Source organism: Paracoccus sp. MA (genome assembly GCF_020990385.1).
GTDB lineage: Bacteria > Pseudomonadota > Alphaproteobacteria > Rhodobacterales > Rhodobacteraceae > Paracoccus.
Genome location: NZ_CP087597.1, coordinates 62,849 through 80,000, shown reverse-complemented (window position 1 = coordinate 80,000; position 17,152 = coordinate 62,849). Strand labels below are relative to the sequence as shown.

Here is a 17,152-nt window from a genome sequence, read left to right as displayed (position 1 = left end):
GAGTCCAGTGCGTTCAGCGCCTCGGGCCGGTTCAGCCGGATCAGCGCCACCCGGCCCTCCCGCGTGATCTCGATCAGTTCAGCCATGCTCCCCCCTCACAGGTTGCGGGCGATGACGAGGCGCTGCACCTCGCTCGTGCCCTCATAGATCTGACAGACGCGCACGTCGCGATAGATGCGCTCGACCGGGTAATCGGCCAGGTAGCCATAGCCGCCATGCAGCTGGATCGCCGCCGAACAGACCCTTTCCGCCATTTCCGAGGCGAAAAGCTTGGCCATGCTGGCCTCGGTCAGGCAGGGCTTGCCGGCCTCGCGCAGCATGGCGGCGCGCAGCACCATCAGCCGCGCCGCGTCGATCTGCGTCGCCATGTCGGCGAGCTTGAAGGCCACCGCCTGATGCTCGATGATCGGCCGGCCAAAGGTGATGCGTTCCCGCGCATAGGCCAGGGCCGCCTCATAGGCGCCGCGCGCCATGCCGACCGCCTGCGCGGCGATGCCGATGCGCCCGCCCTCCAGGTTCGACAGCGCGATCTTGTAGCCCTCGCCCTCCGCCCCCAGCCGGTTCTCGACCGGCACGCGCATGCCGGTAAAGGCCAGCGCGCAGGTGTCCGAGCTGTGCTGCCCCAGCTTGTGCTCGACCGAGACCACCTCGTAGCCCGGCGTATCCGTCGGCACGATGAAGGCGGAAATCCCCTTCTTGCCGGCCGCCGCATCCGTCACCGCAAAGACGATCACCACCTTGCCGTTCTTGCCCGAGGTGATGAACTGCTTGGCCCCGTCGATGACGTAATGGTCGCCCTCGCGCCGCGCCTTGGTGCGCAGGTTCGAAGCGTCCGAGCCGGCATGCGGCTCGGTCAGCGCGAAACCGCCGATCCACTCGCCGCTGGCCATCTTCGGCAGGAAGCGCGCCTTCTGTTCGTCGGTGCCGAAGCGCAGGATCGGCACGCAGCCGACCGAGCTGTGCACCGACATGATGGTCGAGCATGCCCCGTCCGCCGCCGCGATCTCCTCCAGCGCCAGCGCATAGGCGACCGCGCCGGTCTCGGACCCGCCATGTTCCTCGGGCACCAGCATGCCCAGAAAGCCCAGTTCGCCCATCTCGGTCAGCTCGGCGCGCGGAAAGGCATGCTCGCGGTCGCGCTGCGCCGCCCCCGGCGCCAGCCGTTCGCGCGCAAAGTCGCGGGCAGCGTCGCGGATCTGTTCCTGTTCCTCGGTCAGCATCATGGCATCCTCTCGATGGCCACCGCCGTCGCCTCGCCGCCGCCGATGCACAGGGACGCGATGCCGCGCTTGCCGCCATGCGTCTCCAGCGCCGCCAGCAGCGTCACCAGCACCCGCGCGCCGGATGCGCCGATGGGATGGCCCAGCGCGCAGGCGCCGCCATGCACGTTGACCACCTCATGCGACAGGCCAAGATCGCGCATCGCCGCCATGGCGACCACCGCGAAAGCCTCGTTCACCTCGAAGAGGTCGTAATCCGAAAGCGCCGTCCCGGTCCGCTCCAGCAAGCGCCGGACCGAGCCGATGGGCGCGGTCGGAAACAGGCTGGGCTTGTCGGCGAAGGTCGCGTGCCCAAGGATCCGCGCCCGCGGAGTCAGCCCGCGCCGCTCGGCCTCGGAGGCCCGCATCAAGACCAGCGCCGCCGCCCCGTCCGAGATCGACGAGGAATTCGCCGCCGTCACCGTGCCCCCCGGCCGGAAGGCGGGCTTCAGCGTCGGGATCTTGTCCAGCCGCGCCTTGCCCGGCTGCTCGTCGGTATCCACGACCGTCTCGCCGCCGCGGCCCCTGACCGTCACCGGCGCGATCTCGCCCGCGAAATGCCCGGCGGCAATCGCCTTCTGCGCCCGGGTCAGAGAGGAAATCGCGAATTCGTCCTGCGCCTCGCGGGTGAACTGATAGGCTTCCGCGCAATCCTCGGCGAAGGTGCCCATCAGCCGGCCCTTGTCATAGGCATCCTCCAGCCCGTCCAGGAACATGTGGTCCATCACCTGGCCATGGCCCATGCGATAGCCGCCGCGCGCTTTGGGCAGCAGATAGGGCGCGTTCGACATGCTCTCCATGCCGCCCGCCACCACCACCTCGGCGGAGCCGGCGACAATCAGGTCATGGCCCAGCATCGCCGCCTTCATGCCCGATCCGCACATCTTGTTGACGGTCGTGGCGCCGGCGCCCAGCGGCAGGCCCGCGCCCAGCGCCGCCTGCCGCGCCGGGGCCTGGCCCTGGCCGGCGGGCAGCACGCAGCCCATGATGATCTCGTCCACCGCCTGCGGGTCCAGCCCGCCCAGCGCCGCCTTGATCGCGGTCGCGCCCAGCGCGGCGGCCTCGACCCCGGCGAAATCGCCCTGAAAGCCGCCCATCGGCGTGCGGGCCGCGCCCGCGATGACAATCGGATCGCTATCCATGATGAACCCCCCTTATTTCGGTGCCATGCGCAGCGCGCCGTCCAGCCGGATGACCTCGCCGTTCAGCATCTGGTTTTCGACGATATGGCGCACCAGCGCCGCATATTCCGCCGGATTGCCCAGCCGCGGCGGGAAAGGCACATTGGCGCCCAGGCTGTCCTGCACCTCCTGCGGCAGCCCGGCCATCATCGGCGTGGCAAAGATGCCCGGCGCGATGGTCACCACCCTGATGCCGTGCCGCGCCAGTTCCCGCGCCGCCGGCAGGGTCAGCGCCGCAACACCGCCCTTCGAGGCCGCATAGGCCGCCTGCCCGATCTGCCCGTCATAGGCCGCGATCGAGGCGGTGTTGACGATCACCCCGCGCTCGCCGCCCTCGCCCGGCGCGTTCTTCGCCATGGCATCGGCGGCCAGCCGCAGCATGTTGAAGGTGCCGACCAGGTTGATCTGGATGGCGCGGGCGAAACTCTCCAGCCCGTGCGGCCCCTCGCGCCCGACGATCTTCTCGCCCGGCGCCACGCCGGCGCAGTTCACCGCCACGTCGATCCGGCCGAAGGCCTCCAGCGCCGCGGCCACCGCCGCCTCGCCCTCCGGGCCGCTGGTCACGTCGGTCCTGACGAAACGCGCCGCCGCGCCCAGTTCCGCTGCCATGGCCGCGCCGGAATCGGCATTGACGTCCAGCAGCACCGCCCGCGCGCCGGCGCCCACCGCCATGCGCGCCACCGCCGCGCCAAGGCCGGAGCCGGCGCCGGTGACCAGAAAAACCCTGTTCTCGATCTGCATGATGTCCTTACTCCCGGGCCAGTTTCTCGACTTCCGCCTTGCGCAGGATGAAACGCTGGATCTTGCCGCTCGGCGTCTTGGGCAGGTCGGCGACGAAATCGATCATCCGGGGATAGGCATGGGCCGACAAGCGTTTCTTGACATGCTGCGCCAGTTCCTCGCGCAGCGCCTCGGTCCCCTCGGCCCCCTTGGCCAGCACGACGAAGGCTTTCACGATCTCGGTCCGCTCGGGGTCGGGCACGCCGACCACCGCCGCCTCGACCACAGCGGGATGCTCGATCAGCGCGCTTTCCACGTCGAAGGGCCCGATGCGATAGCCCGAGGAGGTGATGACGTCGTCCGACCGGCCGATGAAGCTGATCGACCCGTCCGGCTCGAACTCCACGCTGTCGCCGGTGCGGTAATAGCCCCCCGCCAGGGCCGGCGTCGCCTGGTTCAGATAGCCCGAGAACCACATCAGCGGCGAACGCTTCATGTCGATGGCCAGCACGCCCGGCTGGTTCGGCCCCAATTCGCAGCCCGCATCGTCCAGCACCACCACGCGATAGCCCGGCATGGCCAGGCCCGCCGAGCCCGGACGCACCGGATGCTCCAGCCCGTGATGGTTGTTCACGCACATGCCCATCTCGGTCTGGCCATAATGGTCGTGGATCGGCACCGAAAGATGCTCGCCGAACCAGCGGATGATCTCGGGGTTCAGGGGCTCGCCGGCGGAACTGACCACCCGCAGCTGCCCCTTGACCGCCGCGGCCGCCTCCGGCCCCGCCGCGATCAGCAGCCGGTAGGCGGTGGGCGAGCCGGCAAGGCTCGTCACCCCCATGCGCCCGATGATGCGATAGGTGCTCTCGGCGGTAAAGCCGCCCTCGTAGAAGATCGTCGGCTGGCCCAGCAGCAAGGGCCCGGTCAGCGCGTAGTAAAGCCCATAGGCCCAGCCCGGATCGGCGATGTTCCAGAACACGTCCGTCTCGCGCAGGTCGATGGCGTCGCGCATATAGGCGCCGAAGGCCAGCAGCGCCCGCAGCGGCACCGGCACCCCCTTGGGCAGCCCGGTAGTGCCCGAGGTTGACATCATCATGAACAGGTCCTCGCCGCGCCGCATCACCGGCTCGAATGCGTCCGAGGCCATGGCCAGCGCCTCGCGGAAATCCACGTCGCCCGGCGCCAGCGGCGCCTCGCCGCGCAGGGTGGCGACCAGCGGGCAATCCTCGACCTCGTCCAGCTTGGGCCGCTGCGCGGCATTCGTCACCACCAGCTTGGCGCCGCTGGTCTTCAGCCGGTGCTCGATGGCCTTGGGACCGAAGGCGGTGAACAGCGGCTGATAGACCGCGCCCAGCCGCCAGGCGCCCAGCACCGTCGCGACCAGCTCGACGGTGCGCGGCAGCAGCCCGGCCACCACGTCGCCCGGCCGGACGCCCTTGTCGCGCATCAGGTTCGCCGCCCGCGCCGACAGCGCGCGCAGATCCTCGAATGTGTATTCCGTCAGCGCCTCGTCGGCCGAGAGGCAGCGCAGCGCCACCCGATCCGCGCCGCAATGGCGGTCGCAGCATTCGACGCAGGCGTTCAGCCCGGTCTCCAGGTCGCCGCGCAGCCCGGCGATGGCGTCCTCGATGCGGAATTGCGCCACGGCCTGCTCATAGCCGGGCCGCGACCGGGACAGGGTCGTCGCAGACATGTCTTTCCTCCTCAACTCTCCCGCATTCCCGCGGGCTCCTCGAGTTCGGCGGCAGCTTAGCGCCGGATGCATTGCAAACAATGACATTCGCGGCCAGAATATCTGATCGGTTTTGCAATACGGCCGCCATGGAACGCCGCACCATCTCCCCCGGCTTCGTCGAGGACGCGCTGGACTGCCTGCACCGCCGCGGCATCGACCCGGCGCCGCTCTTGGCCCATGCCGGCATCGCGGCCTTGGGCGAGCCGGTCTCGAACCTGCAATACGGCAGGCTCTGGCTCGCCATCGCCGAGCGGATCCGCGACGAGTTCTTCGACGAGGCCGCCCGCCCCATGCGCCCCGGCAGCTTCCAGCTGCTCTGCCATGCGGTCCTGCATGCCGGCACGCTGGAGCGCGCGCTGCGCCGGGCGCTGCTGTTCCTGTCCGTCACCCTCGACGACCCGACCGGCACGCTGCGCCTGCGCGACGGCCAGGCCGAGATCGTGCTGGGCGACGCCGGCCCGCCGCGCCGCGCCTTCGCCTATCGCACCTATTGGCTGATCCTGCTGGGGGTGATGTGCTGGCTGATCGGCCGCCGCATCCCGCTGATGCAGGTCGATTTCGCCTGCCCCGCACCGGAAAACCGCCGCGACTACCACCAGTTCTTCGGCGCCCCGGTGCATTTCGGCCAGCCCGCCAGCCGCCTGACCTTTGCCGCCAGCTACCTGTCCCTGCCGACCATCCGCAGCGAAAAGGCGCTGGAAACCTTCCTGCGCGGCGCCCCCGCCAATATCCTGCTGCGCTATCGCCACGACCAGGGGCTGTCGGCGCGGATCCGCGCCCGGCTGCGCGCCGCCCCGCCCGAGGACTGGCCCGATTTCGACCGCCTCGCCGCCGAGCTGCGCCTGGCCCCCGCCACCCTGCGCCGTCGCCTGCGGGCCGAGGGCCAGGGCTTCGCCGCCATCCGCGCCGAGATCCGCCTGATGCGCGCCCGCCAGCTTCTGCGCGAAACCGCGCTCAGCGTGGCCGAGATCGCCGCCCGGCTCGGCTATGGCGAACCCAGCGCCTTCCACCGCGCCTTCCTCAAGCTCGCCGGCACCACGCCCGCCGCCTTCCGCCGCGACGCGCTCAGCCCGCCAGCACCCACAGCCGGAACCGCCGCCCGCCGGTGATCTCGCGCGCCAGCCCCAGGTCGCGCATCCGCGCCAGCAGCCGCTCGGCGGTGTCGCGGCTGATGCCGGCGCTTTCCTCCAGCATCGCCGCGCTCAGCAGCGGATGCGCGGCCAGCGCCCGGACCACCCGGCCCGGATTGTCGCCCTTGATGCGCGCCACCGCCGCCAGCGCCCGGGCCTGCCACTCCGCCACCCGCGCCAGCTCGTGCCGCGCATCGGCGATGCCGGCCGTCACCGCCGCCAGATGCCCCGCCATGCGCTCGGCGGGCGTGCCGGCATCGACCCAGACGGCGCGGCCATGCCGGCCCAGCGGCACGAAGCGCAGCGCCTCGCAGCCCGCGGCCATGTCGCGCGCCGTCCAGGTGGCGGGCTCGGCCAGCAGCTCGGGCGCCGACAGCCCGCAAAGCCGCCACAGCACCCGTAGCGCCGGGGCCCGCGCCAGCGGCTCCAGCCCCGAGACCTGCGCCGCAAGCTCGCGGAACTCGCCGACGGCGGCGTCGAAATCCTGCCCCGTCGGCCGCAGCGCCAGCAGGTCGTCCAGGCCCGAGACCTCGGCCCGGTGCAGGCCCAGAAAGCCGCGCAGGTCGCGCGGATCGCCCTGCCCCTCCAGCCGCCGGATGCCCCAGCGCGCCAGCCGCATCGCCTCCAGATCGGCGCCGGCCCGCGCCTCCATCAGGTCGCGGCCGATCTCCTCGCGGCGCAGGGGCGTGCCCTGGGCCCAAAGCATCGCCTCGACCTCGACCAGCGCCAGCCGCCGGTTGGCGCCGGCCCGCGCCTCGGGCTCCAGCGCCGCCAGCGCGCCCTCCAGCCGCCCCAGCGCGAAGGCCGCGCGCGCCAAATCGGCGGCCAGCCCGGCCTGGGCGGAAAGCCACGCACCCGCATCAAAAAGCTGGCGCACCCCCCGTGTTCCGTGATATTCCATGTCCGAAGCGGATGGCATGTTTCCCGACCTGCAAGCAATCTTATCCGCAGAATATCCCCATTTTGCGGATCACTGGAAGGGGGCTTTCCAGCCCCCCGCCGCACCCCCTTTTCCGGCCCGGAAACCCGCGCCCTCGGGGGCAGGATCTTCCCCGCGGGGAAGATCAGTCCAGGCTCTCCAGCATGGCGCGCACCGCCGCCTCCAGCTTGCGCCGGTCCACAGCCGAGAAGTCGCGCGGCAGGCGGATCTCCAGCCGGCCGTTCGAGGCGGTGCATTTCGCGCTGCCATGCGGCTGCTGGATCTGGAAGCTGACGCGGGCCTTGCCGGCCGGCACCGACGGCGCCCGGCTGCGCGGTGCGGCCGGGCCCGCCTCGCCATCGCCCCCCTGCCCCGCATAGCGCCGCAGGATGTCCAGCTCGTCGCGGATCGAGCGCGTGTCCCAATCCTTCAGCTCGGCCCGGATCGCCGCCGCCATGCCCGGCACCTCGTCCAGCCGCTGCGCCAGCGCCAGCCCCAGCGCGCGCGGGATTTCCGGCGCATACATCAGCGACTCGCCAAGCGCCTCGATCACCCGGATGAAGCTGCGGATATAGCTGCGCTTCTGGTAGCCGGCCGACTTGAACAGGATCGCCACCGCCTTTTCCGGGTCGTGCTCCTCGGTCATCGGGTCCATGGCGTAATGCAGCGCCAGCTGCGCCATCTCGGCGAATGAGATGTCCTTGCGCACCATGTTCTCGTCGACCATGCGCCGGTAAAGGCTCTCCAGCTCGTCGCCGCGGGCCGCGATGCCGGCCGGAATCCGGCCCCATTTCTCGGCATCGCCGGTCTCTTCCAGCAGCTGGCGATAGGCCGACAGCCGGCGCCAGCCCTGGATCAGCTCATAGCGGCCCTCGCCCGCCGGCTCGACCCGGATCGGGTTCGACAAGCCGATCTCGCGGATGGATTCGACCAGTTCCGACAGCTCGTAATCCGGCCCGGGCGCGCGGTCGCGGATCAGCTTGCGGGTGTCGATGGCATCCAGCGGGATCATGTCGGTGATCAGCCCGGCGCGCTTCAGCCGCACATGCTCCTGCGCCAGCGCATCGTTTTCGGCGCGGATCTGCGCCTCCAGCCGGGCACGGTCGCGGGTGGATTCCGCCGTCTCGGTGATGGCGGTGGCCATCGGGCCGCGGCGATGCTCCTTTTCCTCCTTCCCCGCGGGGAAGGTTTCCGGCGCCGCCTCGGCATCCGGCATCTCGATCTCGAACATGCGGCGCTTGCGGGTCATGCCTCATCCTCCAGCTTGTCCCAGGCGGCGACGACATGGGACTTGAACTCCTCATAGGCCTGATCGAAGGTCGCCCGCGCCCGCCGCCAGGTGCCGCGCGTCATCTCGCGATAGTCGATCTCGTAGATCGAGGACAGGAAGCGTCCGGATTGCTCGACCGCACGGGTCAGCTCGATCGGGTGCTGGGCCATGTGATTGCCGAAGACCTGCTGGAAGGCGCCATACATCGCCTGATGCAATTCGTTCGAGGGCTCGAAGCGGGTCATCAGGAAGCGGATGTCGGCAAAGGCCTTGGGCAGCTTGATCTTCCCCGTGGGGAAGTTCTCGAAACCATGCGACAGGTCCTCCAGCGCCTCGGAAAGCTGGCCGATGAAGCTGGTGGTCGAGTCGTATTCCCAATAGCCGGGGCCCGAAGGGATATAGAGCATGTCGGCGGCAAAGACGGCATTCATCGACTGGTAGCCGATGGCCGGCGGGCAGTCGAACAGGATCAGGTCATAGGCATCGTCCGCCAGGCTGTCGAGGAAGCGCGACACCGCGCCGAAGAAGGTCCATTCCGGGTTCAGATGCCGATACTGGGCGCTGGCGAACTCGACGAAGGCGGCATTGGCGCAGCTCGGCACGATGTCGATGGTGGACCAGGCGGTCGGCTTGATGAAATCGGCCGGGCGCAGCGTGCCAAGCCCCATGGCGCGGATCGAGGCCGGCAGCTTGCGCTGGGGCAGGGCGGTGCCGCTTTCCGCGCCGCGCGCGGCGGCGTTCATGCGGTCGGTCTCGCGCTCCAGGTCGCGGGCCATGATGCCCCAGACGGTATGGTCCTCGCCGACATCGGTCAGGCCCATGGAATGGCTCAGCGTCGCCTGCGGGTCGAAGTCCACCACCAGCACCCGATAGCCGTCCAGCGCCGCGGCATGGGCGAAGTGCAGCGCCACGGTCGACTTGCCGGCGCCGCCCTTGAAATTGGCGATGGCGGCGCGGAAGGCGCGCTTGCCCTCGGGCCGCCAGGGCATCAGCGTCTTGCGGTTGATGCGGATGCGGCGGCGCAGCTCGTTGATCTCGTCGAGCGAGAACCAGCGCTGGCGGCCGTCCTCCTCGACTTCCCCGAGGGGAAGGTTCGGCTCGGCCGCCAGCTTGCCGCGAAAGGTGGACTGGTTGATGCGGAAGATCAGCTCGGCGACCTCCCAGCTGGAAAAGCGGCGCAGGGTCTTCTCGTTGGCCGGGCTGAAGGTCTGGCGCCGGATCCAGCCCTGCATCTTCAGCGATTGCGCCTGCAGCTTGGCGAGGTCTTCATGCGTGTACATAGGATGCCTGTATTTATAGGACGCAGATTTTCTTCCGTTTCGCTTTTACGCCGGATTTGCACTTTTGGCAAAAGGCGTTTTCATTGACCGTGCCAAGATGCGGAAAATCCCGGATTTCCCGGCCCCCGCCGGCGAATCGCCCGGCGAATCCCCCTGGCCGGACCCGGCCGGACGCAAAGCCGGAAATGGGGGACGCCACGACCCGGAGCGTGCCGGAATAGGGGACAAAACCGCGCGATAGGGGGACGTTCAGGATGTCCCGCTATACCATTGATACCGTTTTTTCTTTGATGATTTGGGCCGGGAAATCGGGCCGGCGGGGAATCGCTTGACAGAATCGGATTTCAGGACGCAAATACGAAACAGATGGCGAAAAGCGTTTCAAACGGCACCAGACCGACGCCGTCATCCGGGTCCTGACCCAGCAGGCAGGGCCCATCGGGCAGAGGAAAGGCAGCCGGACGCATCCGGGGGCAGGAGCAGACATGCAGGTGATCCGTGCCGTCGGCCGAGAGGCCGCGGCCAAGAAATACGATTTGCTCTCGGCGATGATGGCGCACGGGCTGGCCGGCGACAAGCATCGCCAGCGCCTGGTGCTGCGGCTGATGGCACTGATCACCACCCGCTATAACTGGCAGCGCGACGAGCTGACCATCGGCCAGCGCGAGATCGCCCGGCTGTGGTGCGTCGACGAGCGCACCGTCAAGCGCGAGATGGCCAAGCTGCGGGCGCTTGGCTGGATCGAGATCAAGCAGCAGGGCGCGCGGGGGCGGGTCTCGGTGCTGCGGCTGAATCTCGAACGCATCTTGTTGGATACAAAGGCGGAATGGCCGAATATCGGCCCGGATTTCGTCGAGCGCGTCGGCGGTCAGCGCGCCGAGCCGGCCAGCAATGTCGTGCCGCTGCACCGGCCCGAACCGATGCCGGCGGAGGGGCTGTGGGCCGAGGCGCGGGCCCGGCTGGCCGAGGAGGATCCGGCGCTGTTCGACGCCTGGTTCGCCGGGCTGATCGAGGCCGAGCGGACCGAGACCTGCCTGACCCTGTTCGCCCCCAGCCGCTTTCACGCCGCCTATGTGCAGACGCATCTGCTGGAGCGGCTGCGCATCGCCGTGCAGCGCAGCGACGGGCGCGTCGGCAAGGTGCGCCTGATCGGTCCCTGAGCCGCGCCGCGAATCGCCCGGCGCTGTAAGCGGGCTGTAAGCCTGACCCTGCTAAGACGGTCGTGCAGAACGCAAATGCAGGAGAGGGAATCATGCGCCTTGTCACTTTGATGCTGGCCGTTTCGGCCTTGGCGAGCCCGGCCGCCGCCCATGACCACTGCACTGTGCCGCAGGATCAGCGCCGCCCGGCCACTGCGTTGCGCGCCGAACTGACGGCCAAGGGCTGGACCGTCGGCAAGATCGAACTGGAGGAAGGCTGTTACGAGGTTCGCGGAGAGGACCAGACCGGCCTGTCGGTCGAAGTCCTGTTCGATCCGGTCAGTTTTCAGGAAATCGGCCGGGATGATTGAACAGGCGGCGCACCTCTGGTCGAAGGGGCGCGCCGCGGCCCCGTGATCGTTTCTAAAAATAATAGATAATATATATGGATTAACAAAGCGCACCCGGCGGTTTTATAGATATCTCCACATGAGGCTTAGGGAGGTATCCATGCCCCAGCAAGCGCGCCGCGCCGCCGCGATCTATCACCAGCCGCTGATGGACCTGCTGTTTCAGGCCCAGACCGTCCATCGGGCGCATTTCGACCCGAATCTGGTGCAATGCTCGAAGCTGTTGTCGATCAAGACCGGCGGCTGTCCCGAGGATTGCGCCTATTGCGCGCAATCGGCGCGCAACGGCTCGGAACTGTCGGCCTCGAAGCTGGTCGAGGTGCAGAAGGTTCTGGCCGAGGCCAGGCGCGCCAAGGAAGCGGGGGCCACGCGCTATTGCATGGGCGCCGCCTGGCGCTCGCCCAAGGAACGCGACATGCCCGCCGTGCTGGCGATGATCCGCGGCGTCAAGGCGCTGGGGATGGAGACCTGCATGACGCTGGGCATGCTGGACGCGGACCAGGCGCTGCGGCTGAAGGATGCGGGGCTGGATTACTACAACCACAATATCGACACTTCGGAACGCTATTATTCCGAGATCATCACCACGCGGACCTTCCAGGACCGGCTGGACACGCTGGACCGGGTGCAGGCGGCGGGGATCAATGTCTGCGCCGGCGGCATCGTCGGCATGGGCGAGACGGCCGAGGACCGCATTTCCATGCTGGAGACGCTGGCCGGGCTGGAGGTGCCGCCGCAATCGGTGCCGATCAACATGCTGATGCCGATGGCGGGCACGCCCTTGGCCGATGTGCCGAAGCTGGACCCGATCGAGATGGTGCGCACCATCGCCACGGCGCGCATCCTGATGCCGGCATCCTATGTGCGGCTCTCGGCCGGGCGGTCCGAGATGAGCGACGAGATGCAGGCCATGTGCTTCCTTGCCGGTGCCAATTCGATCTTTGTCGGCGACACGCTGCTGACCGCGGGCAACCCGGGCGAGGACAAGGACGCGGTGCTGTTCACCAAGCTCGGGTTGCGCGCCGAGGTGCTGGAGACCTCGTCCGAGGGCTGTGCGGCATGAGCTTCCCTCGGCACGCGGCGGCGCTGGAGGCGCTGGCGCAGCGTGGCCGGCTGCGGCGGCTGGCGCCGGCTGCGGGGCTGGATTTCGCCTCGAACGACTATCTTGGGCTGGCGGGGTCGGACCTGCTGGCCGGCGCGGCGCGGGATGCGCTGGCGCGCGGCGTGCCGGTCGGGGCAGGGGGGTCGCGGCTGCTGCGCGGCAACCATGCCGAGCATGAGGCGCTGGAGGCCGAGGCGGCCGCGTTCTTCGGCGCCGAGGCCGCCTTGTATATGGGCGGCGGCTTCCAGGCCAACCAGGCGATCTTTTCGGCGCTGCCGATGCAGGGCGATCTGGTGCTGCATGACGCGCTGGTCCATGGCAGCGCGCATGAGGGGATGCGGCTGGGCCGGGCGGAATGCCGCGGCTTTGCCCATAACGACGCGGGCGATGCGGCGCGGGTGATCGCGGACTGGCGGGCCTCGGGCGGGCGCGGCCGGGTCTGGATCGCGGTCGAAAGCGTCTATTCGATGGAGGGCGATCTGGCGCCGCTGGAGGCGCTTGCGGCATTGGCGGCGCGCGAGGACGCGGTGCTGGTGGTGGACGAGGCGCATGCGACCGGCGTTTTCGGCCCGCAGGGCAGGGGGCTGGCGCATGGACTGGCCTGCCCGCTGGTGAGCCTGCATACCGGCGGCAAGGGGCTGGGCGGCTCGGGCGCGCTGGTCTGCGCCGACCGGACGCTGGTCGAGACGCTGGTGAACAAGGCGCGGCCCTTCATCTATGCCACCGCGCCCTCGCCTTTGTCGGCGGCGGTGCTGCGGGCGGCCTTGCGGGCGCTGGCGGAGGTGCCGGCGCTGGTCGAGGGCGCGCGGGCGCGCATGGCGCTGGCAGCCGAGGCGGCGCGGGATTGCGGGATCGCGGCGCAGAGCCAGATCGTGCCGGTGCTCGTCGGCGAGGATTTCCGGGCGCTGGCGATGGCCGCGGATTTGCAGGCGCGGGGCTTCGACATCCGCGCCATCCGGCCGCCCACCGTGCCGAAGGGGACGGCGCGGCTGCGGGTCTCGGTCACCGGCAATGTCGGGGCGGGGGATATCGCGGCGCTGTTCGCGACCATCGCGGCGCTGGAAAGGGCGGCGGCATGAGCGCGGTCGTGGTCGCCGGCACCGATACCGGCATCGGCAAGACCGTGTTCAGCGCCGGGCTGACCCGCGCGCTGGGCGCGAGTTATTGGAAGCCGGTGCAGGCCGGTCTGGAGGAGGAGACCGACAGCGAGGTCGTGGCGCGGCTTTCCGGGCGTCCGGTGCTGCCCGAGGTCTATCGGCTGCGCCTGCCCGCCTCGCCGCATCTGGCGGCCGAGCGCGAGGGGGTTGAGATCGATCCGGCGCGGCTGGCCTTGCCCGCGGTGGCCCCGCTGGTGGTCGAGGGGGCGGGCGGGCTGATGGTGCCGCTGACCCGGCGCCTGCTTTATCTGCAGGTGATCGCGGGCTGGGGGGCGCCGGTGGTGCTGTGCTGCCGCACCGCGCTTGGCACCATCAACCATGCGCTGCTGTCGCTTTGGGCCCTGCGCGCCGCCGGCTGCCGGGTGGCCGGCGTGGCCTTCATCGGCGCGGAGGCCGAGGACAGCCGCCGGGTGATCTGCGAGATCGGCGCGGTGCGCGACCTGGGCCGGCTGCCGGTGCTGGAAAGGGTGACGGAGGAGGCGCTGGCCGATGCCTTCGCCGGCATCGACGTGGCGGCGATCCGGGGGGTGCTGTGATGGACGCGGCGTTCGACCGGCGGCACCTGTGGCATCCCTATTCCTCGATGCGCGATCCGGGGCCGGTGCATGAGGTCGCGGCGGCCGAGGGGGTCTGGCTGGAACTGGCCGATGGCGCGCGGATGATCGACGCCATGTCGTCATGGTGGGCGGCGGCGCATGGGCATCGCCACCCGAAGCTGGTCGGGGCGATGCAGGCGCAGCTGGACCGCCTGCCGCATGTGATGTTCGGCGGGCTGACGCACGCCCCGGCCGTGGGGCTGGCGCGGCGGCTGGTCGCGATGCTGCCCGCGGGGTTGGACCGCATCTTTTACAGCGACAGCGGCTCGGTCGCGGTCGAGGTGGCGCTGAAGATGGCGGTGCAGGCGCAGTTTGGGCTGGGGCAGGCGGGGCGGACGGGTTTCGCCAGCGCCCGCGGCGGCTATTACGGCGATACTTGGAAGGCGATGAGCCTCTGCGATCCGGTGACCGGGATGCACCGCCATTTCGGCGCCGCCTTGCAGGTGCAGCATTTCGTGCCGCGCCCGCCCATTCCCTTCGGCGCGGAATGGGACGAGGACCCGGCGCGGAACGGGCTTGCCGCGGTCGAGGCGCTGTTTGCCGAGAAGGCGCATGAGATCGCCGGCTTCATCGTCGAGCCGGTGGTGCAGGGCGCGGGCGGCATGTGGTTCTATCACCCGCGCTGGCTGGCCGGGCTGCGCGCGCTGTGCGACCGGCACGGCGTGCTGCTGATCCTGGACGAGATCGCCACCGGCTTCGGCCGCACCGGCACGCTGTTCGCCATGGAACGCGCCGGGGTGGTGCCGAATATCCTGTGCCTCGGCAAGGCGCTGACCGGCGGCATGATGAGCTTTGCCGCCACCGTCGCGTCAAGCCGGGTGGCCGAGGCGATTGCGGAGGGGCCGGCGCCGGTCCTGATGCACGGGCCGACCTTCATGGGCAATCCGCTGGCCTGCGCCGCGGCCTGCGCAAGCCTCGATCTGCTGGCGGAAGGCGCATGGCCGGGGCAGGTCGCGGGGATCGAGGAGGGGTTGCGCCACGGCCTTGCCCCGGCGCGCGGGTTGTCCGGCGTGCGCGATGTGCGGGTGCTGGGCGCCATCGGGGTGATCGAGACGCAGGCGCCGGTGGATATGGTGCGCGTGCACGGGTTCTGCCGCGAGAGCGGGGTGTGGCTGCGGCCCTTCGGGCGGCTGCTTTACTGCATGCCGCCCTTTGTCGCCCGGCCCGAGGAGGTGGCGCGCATCTGTGCCGTGATGGTCGAGATCGCGGGCTGGCGATGAGGGCGGAATGGCTGCGCCGCACGGGGGCCGAGGAGCTGATCGTGGTGCTGACCGGCTGGGCGGTCGGGTCCGCGCCGCTGCGGCATCTGGCCGGGCCGGCCGATGTGCTGGTGCTGTCGGATTACCGCGAGCTGACGCCGCCGGACTGGCCCGGCGGCTATGCGGCGATGGACCTGGTCGCCTGGTCCTTCGGCGTGGCGGCGGCCTGCCACCTGCCGGACCTGCGGGGCTTTCGCCGCAAGGTGGCGGTTTGCGGTTCTTGGGCGCCTTGCGACGACGATCTGGGGATTCCGCGCGATATGGTGCGCGCCACGGCGGAGAATCTGTCCGAAGCCTCGCTGCGGCAATTCGCGCGGCGGGCGGGGTGTCCCATGGCGTCGGGCGGCGCCGATCTGGCCGCGCTGCGCGAGGAGCTGGAGGCGGTGATGGGCCGGGACAGCGGGCGGGACCCCGGCTTCGACCGCATCTGGCTGGGCGCCGCCGATCGCATCTTTCCGCCGGAGAACCTGCGCCGTGCCTGGCGGGGCGGGCCGGTCGAGTTGCTGGATTGCGGGCATAATCCCTTTGCGCAATGGCGCGACTGGTCCGAGGTGCTGGCATGAACGCGCTGGCCGGGCGGGTGGCGCGGTCCTTCGCGCGCGGCATGGCGACCTATGACGGGGCGGCGCTGGCGCAAAGGCGGATCGCGGCGCGGCTGTTCGCGGCCTATCGCCGCGCCGCGCCGGGGCATTGCCCGGCAAGGGTGCTGGAGGCGGGTTATGGTTCGGGCCACCTGACCCGGCACCTGTTGGGGTTGCGGCCGGCGCGGCTGTGGCTGAACGATCTGGCGGCGCCGGAACTGCCGGGGGTCGCGGCGGACCACCTGCCGGGCGATATCGCCGAGGTGGCGCTGCCGGGGGCGGTGGAGCTGGCCGCCTCGGCCTCGATGATCCAATGGGTTCCCGATCCGGCGCGGGTCGTCGGCCGGCTGTGCCGGGCGGTGGCGCCGGGCGGCTGGCTGGCGCTCTCGGGCTTCGCGCCCGGACATTTTCCCGAGTTGCGCGACCTTGGCAGCCGGGCGGCGGCGCCGTCCTATCTGACCGGGGCCGAGATGGCGGCGCTGCTGCCGGCGGGCTGGCGGGTCGGCGGCGCGGGGGAATGGCGCATCGCGCTGCATTTCCCCGGCGCGCTGGAGGTGCTGCGGCATCTGCGCGCCACCGGGGTCAACGCCTGCGCCGGGCAAATCCGCTCGCCCGGCGCGCTGCGCGATTTCATGGCGCGTTACGAGGCGCGGCAGGGCGGGGGGCGAGGCGTGGCCCTGACCTATGTCGCAAGCTGGCTGGTGGCGCGGAAGACGCCCTAGCCGTGGATGGCGAAGGCGTCGCGCAGCTTGTCGCCGCTGGCGGGCACCGGGCGGCGGCCGATCCAGCGCACATGCCGCGCCAGCGTGGCGCAAGCCAGGTCTACCTCGCCCTTGCGCAGCGCGGCGAGGATGGCGCGGTGGTCGTGGTCGGTGCGCGTTTCCCAGTTCGACTGCCAGGCGGCGAACAGGAACCGGGCGCTGGCCGCATGCAGGTCGTCGATGGCGGCGAGCAGGCGCGGCATGGCGCAGGGGGTCAGGATCAGCTTGTGGAAACGGCGGTTCGCCGCCTCCCAGCTGCGCACGTCGCGCGAGGCGTCGCCGGCCTTGGTCGCCTCTTCCGCCGCGTGCAGGATCGCCGGGGTCAGGTGCGGCGCGGCGTGGCGCAGCGCCAGTTCTTCCAGCGCGGCGCGCATCTCGGCCACCTCCTTGACCTCGGGCAGGTCGAAGGCGGCGACGCGCACGCCGCGGCGCGGTTCGCTGATCGCCAGGCCCTGGGCTTCCAGCCGGCGGAAGGCCTCGCGCACCGGGACGTGGCTGGCGCCGAATTCCTCGGCGATATGGTCCTGGCGCAGCCGCTCGCCCGGGCCGATCTCGCCCGATACGATCCGGTCGGCCAGCACGCGGCTGATGCGGACCGCCAGGGTTTCTTCCGATCCTGCGCTCATGGCGGCATGGATAAGCCGGGGGGCGGG

General features: G+C 70.3%; 18 protein-coding genes (1 of these 18 only partly in view). 9 read left to right on the top strand and 9 right to left on the bottom strand.

Annotated elements, in window-relative coordinates:
- The 5 genes in view from LOS78_RS00395 to LOS78_RS00375 are tightly spaced (at most 12 nt apart) and all read right to left on the bottom strand, a layout consistent with a single transcriptional unit that may run on beyond the window.
- Positions 1 to 86, bottom strand: the beginning of a protein-coding gene (locus LOS78_RS00395) for an enoyl-CoA hydratase-related protein (RefSeq protein WP_028712954.1). 685 nt of this gene lie to the left of the window's left edge; 86 of the gene's 771 nt are visible here — the first part of the coding sequence; the start codon lies at positions 84 to 86; the stop codon falls past the left edge of the window.
- Between the two features lie 9 nt (positions 87 to 95).
- On the bottom strand, positions 96 to 1,223 hold the full coding sequence (locus LOS78_RS00390) for an acyl-CoA dehydrogenase family protein (protein WP_028712953.1): 1,128 nt from the start codon (positions 1,221 to 1,223) through the stop codon (positions 96 to 98).
- Positions 1,220 to 2,401 (bottom strand): acetyl-CoA C-acyltransferase, encoded by a 1,182-nt coding sequence (locus LOS78_RS00385; RefSeq protein WP_230376409.1) that lies wholly within the window; start codon positions 2,399 to 2,401, stop codon positions 1,220 to 1,222. The genes LOS78_RS00390 and LOS78_RS00385 overlap by 4 nt, the downstream gene beginning before the upstream one ends.
- A 12-nt stretch (positions 2,402 to 2,413) precedes the next feature.
- The gene (locus LOS78_RS00380; protein ID WP_230376408.1) at positions 2,414 to 3,181 is read right to left on the bottom strand and encodes an SDR family NAD(P)-dependent oxidoreductase; all 768 of its coding nucleotides are present in this window, start codon (positions 3,179 to 3,181) and stop codon (positions 2,414 to 2,416) included.
- Between the two features lie 7 nt (positions 3,182 to 3,188).
- Positions 3,189 to 4,853 (bottom strand): acyl-CoA synthetase, encoded by a 1,665-nt coding sequence (locus LOS78_RS00375; protein WP_230376407.1) that lies wholly within the window; start codon positions 4,851 to 4,853, stop codon positions 3,189 to 3,191.
- 128 nt (positions 4,854 to 4,981) lie between these two features.
- Between LOS78_RS00375 and LOS78_RS00370 the strand changes: the two genes are divergently transcribed.
- Positions 4,982 to 6,004 carry an AraC family transcriptional regulator gene (locus LOS78_RS00370; RefSeq protein WP_230376406.1) on the top strand — a complete coding sequence of 341 codons (1,023 nt, stop codon included), beginning with the start codon at positions 4,982 to 4,984 and terminating at the stop codon, positions 6,002 to 6,004.
- On the opposite strand, the gene LOS78_RS00365 is transcribed toward LOS78_RS00370, so the two are convergent.
- The 3 genes from LOS78_RS00365 to LOS78_RS00355 form a co-directional block, all read right to left on the bottom strand.
- Positions 5,961 to 6,902 (bottom strand): helix-turn-helix domain-containing protein, encoded by a 942-nt coding sequence (locus LOS78_RS00365; RefSeq protein WP_230376405.1) that lies wholly within the window; start codon positions 6,900 to 6,902, stop codon positions 5,961 to 5,963. The two genes, LOS78_RS00370 and LOS78_RS00365, sit on opposite strands and share 44 nt — an antisense overlap.
- 187 nt (positions 6,903 to 7,089) lie before the next feature.
- Positions 7,090 to 8,193 (bottom strand): ParB N-terminal domain-containing protein, encoded by a 1,104-nt coding sequence (locus LOS78_RS00360; protein ID WP_230376404.1) that lies wholly within the window; start codon positions 8,191 to 8,193, stop codon positions 7,090 to 7,092.
- Complete coding sequence (locus LOS78_RS00355; RefSeq protein WP_028712946.1) at positions 8,190 to 9,494, bottom strand: AAA family ATPase; 1,305 nt, start codon at positions 9,492 to 9,494, stop codon at positions 8,190 to 8,192. Before LOS78_RS00355 ends, LOS78_RS00360 begins: the two co-directional genes overlap by 4 nt.
- Before the next feature lie 485 nt (positions 9,495 to 9,979).
- Between LOS78_RS00355 and LOS78_RS00350 the strand changes: the two genes are divergently transcribed.
- The 8 genes from LOS78_RS00350 (at position 9,980) to LOS78_RS00315 (ending at position 16,460) form a co-directional block, all read left to right on the top strand.
- Positions 9,980 to 10,654, top strand: a complete 675-nt coding sequence (locus tag LOS78_RS00350; RefSeq protein ID WP_028712945.1) for a hypothetical protein — start codon at positions 9,980 to 9,982, stop codon at positions 10,652 to 10,654.
- Positions 10,655 to 10,746: 92 nt separating this feature from the next.
- Positions 10,747 to 11,004, top strand: a complete 258-nt coding sequence (locus tag LOS78_RS00345; RefSeq protein WP_230376403.1) for a PepSY domain-containing protein — start codon at positions 10,747 to 10,749, stop codon at positions 11,002 to 11,004.
- 139 nt (positions 11,005 to 11,143) lie between these two features.
- Positions 11,144 to 12,106, top strand: a complete 963-nt coding sequence (gene bioB, locus LOS78_RS00340; protein ID WP_230376402.1) for a biotin synthase BioB — start codon at positions 11,144 to 11,146, stop codon at positions 12,104 to 12,106.
- Positions 12,103 to 13,224 (top strand): aminotransferase class I/II-fold pyridoxal phosphate-dependent enzyme, encoded by a 1,122-nt coding sequence (locus LOS78_RS00335; RefSeq protein ID WP_230376401.1) that lies wholly within the window; start codon positions 12,103 to 12,105, stop codon positions 13,222 to 13,224. The genes bioB and LOS78_RS00335 overlap by 4 nt, the downstream gene beginning before the upstream one ends.
- Positions 13,221 to 13,838, top strand: a complete 618-nt coding sequence (gene bioD / locus LOS78_RS00330; RefSeq protein ID WP_230376400.1) for a dethiobiotin synthase — start codon at positions 13,221 to 13,223, stop codon at positions 13,836 to 13,838. The genes LOS78_RS00335 and bioD overlap by 4 nt, the downstream gene beginning before the upstream one ends.
- A complete protein-coding gene (bioA, locus tag LOS78_RS00325; protein WP_230376399.1) occupies positions 13,838 to 15,118 on the top strand; it encodes an adenosylmethionine--8-amino-7-oxononanoate transaminase in 1,281 nt (426 codons plus the stop codon). Before bioD ends, bioA begins: the two co-directional genes overlap by 1 nt.
- Positions 15,115 to 15,720, top strand: a complete 606-nt coding sequence (locus tag LOS78_RS00320) for a pimeloyl-ACP methyl esterase BioG family protein (protein WP_230376398.1) — start codon at positions 15,115 to 15,117, stop codon at positions 15,718 to 15,720. Before bioA ends, LOS78_RS00320 begins: the two co-directional genes overlap by 4 nt.
- On the top strand, positions 15,717 to 16,460 hold the full coding sequence (locus tag LOS78_RS00315; RefSeq protein WP_230376397.1) for a methyltransferase domain-containing protein: 744 nt from the start codon (positions 15,717 to 15,719) through the stop codon (positions 16,458 to 16,460). The genes LOS78_RS00320 and LOS78_RS00315 overlap by 4 nt, the downstream gene beginning before the upstream one ends.
- Here the strand turns inward: LOS78_RS00315 and LOS78_RS00310 are convergent.
- The gene (locus LOS78_RS00310; RefSeq protein WP_230376396.1) at positions 16,457 to 17,125 is read right to left on the bottom strand and encodes a GntR family transcriptional regulator; all 669 of its coding nucleotides are present in this window, start codon (positions 17,123 to 17,125) and stop codon (positions 16,457 to 16,459) included. The genes LOS78_RS00315 and LOS78_RS00310 overlap by 4 nt on opposite strands.
- Between the last annotated feature and the right edge of the window lie 27 nt (positions 17,126 to 17,152).

What these genes read in the sequence shown, in the direction of transcription:
- LOS78_RS00380 (WP_230376408.1), bottom strand. Translation starts at nt 3,181, where the DNA reads ATGCAGATCGAGAACAGGGTTTTTCTGGTCACCGGCGCCGGCTCCGGC.
- LOS78_RS00375 (WP_230376407.1), bottom strand. Translation starts at nt 4,853, where the DNA reads ATGTCTGCGACGACCCTGTCCCGGTCGCGGCCCGGCTATGAGCAGGCC.
- LOS78_RS00350 (WP_028712945.1), top strand. Translation starts at nt 9,980, where the DNA reads ATGCAGGTGATCCGTGCCGTCGGCCGAGAGGCCGCGGCCAAGAAATAC.
- LOS78_RS00315 (WP_230376397.1), top strand. Translation starts at nt 15,717, where the DNA reads ATGAACGCGCTGGCCGGGCGGGTGGCGCGGTCCTTCGCGCGCGGCATG.
- LOS78_RS00320 (WP_230376398.1), top strand. Translation starts at nt 15,115, where the DNA reads ATGAGGGCGGAATGGCTGCGCCGCACGGGGGCCGAGGAGCTGATCGTG.
- LOS78_RS00385 (WP_230376409.1), bottom strand. Translation starts at nt 2,401, where the DNA reads ATGGATAGCGATCCGATTGTCATCGCGGGCGCGGCCCGCACGCCGATG.
- LOS78_RS00390 (WP_028712953.1), bottom strand. Translation starts at nt 1,223, where the DNA reads ATGATGCTGACCGAGGAACAGGAACAGATCCGCGACGCTGCCCGCGAC.
- LOS78_RS00310 (WP_230376396.1), bottom strand. Translation starts at nt 17,125, where the DNA reads ATGAGCGCAGGATCGGAAGAAACCCTGGCGGTCCGCATCAGCCGCGTG.
- bioD (WP_230376400.1), top strand. Translation starts at nt 13,221, where the DNA reads ATGAGCGCGGTCGTGGTCGCCGGCACCGATACCGGCATCGGCAAGACC.
- LOS78_RS00335 (WP_230376401.1), top strand. Translation starts at nt 12,103, where the DNA reads ATGAGCTTCCCTCGGCACGCGGCGGCGCTGGAGGCGCTGGCGCAGCGT.
- LOS78_RS00345 (WP_230376403.1), top strand. Translation starts at nt 10,747, where the DNA reads ATGCGCCTTGTCACTTTGATGCTGGCCGTTTCGGCCTTGGCGAGCCCG.
- LOS78_RS00360 (WP_230376404.1), bottom strand. Translation starts at nt 8,193, where the DNA reads ATGACCCGCAAGCGCCGCATGTTCGAGATCGAGATGCCGGATGCCGAG.
- bioB (WP_230376402.1), top strand. Translation starts at nt 11,144, where the DNA reads ATGCCCCAGCAAGCGCGCCGCGCCGCCGCGATCTATCACCAGCCGCTG.
- LOS78_RS00370 (WP_230376406.1), top strand. Translation starts at nt 4,982, where the DNA reads ATGGAACGCCGCACCATCTCCCCCGGCTTCGTCGAGGACGCGCTGGAC.
- bioA (WP_230376399.1), top strand. Translation starts at nt 13,838, where the DNA reads ATGGACGCGGCGTTCGACCGGCGGCACCTGTGGCATCCCTATTCCTCG.
- LOS78_RS00355 (WP_028712946.1), bottom strand. Translation starts at nt 9,494, where the DNA reads ATGTACACGCATGAAGACCTCGCCAAGCTGCAGGCGCAATCGCTGAAG.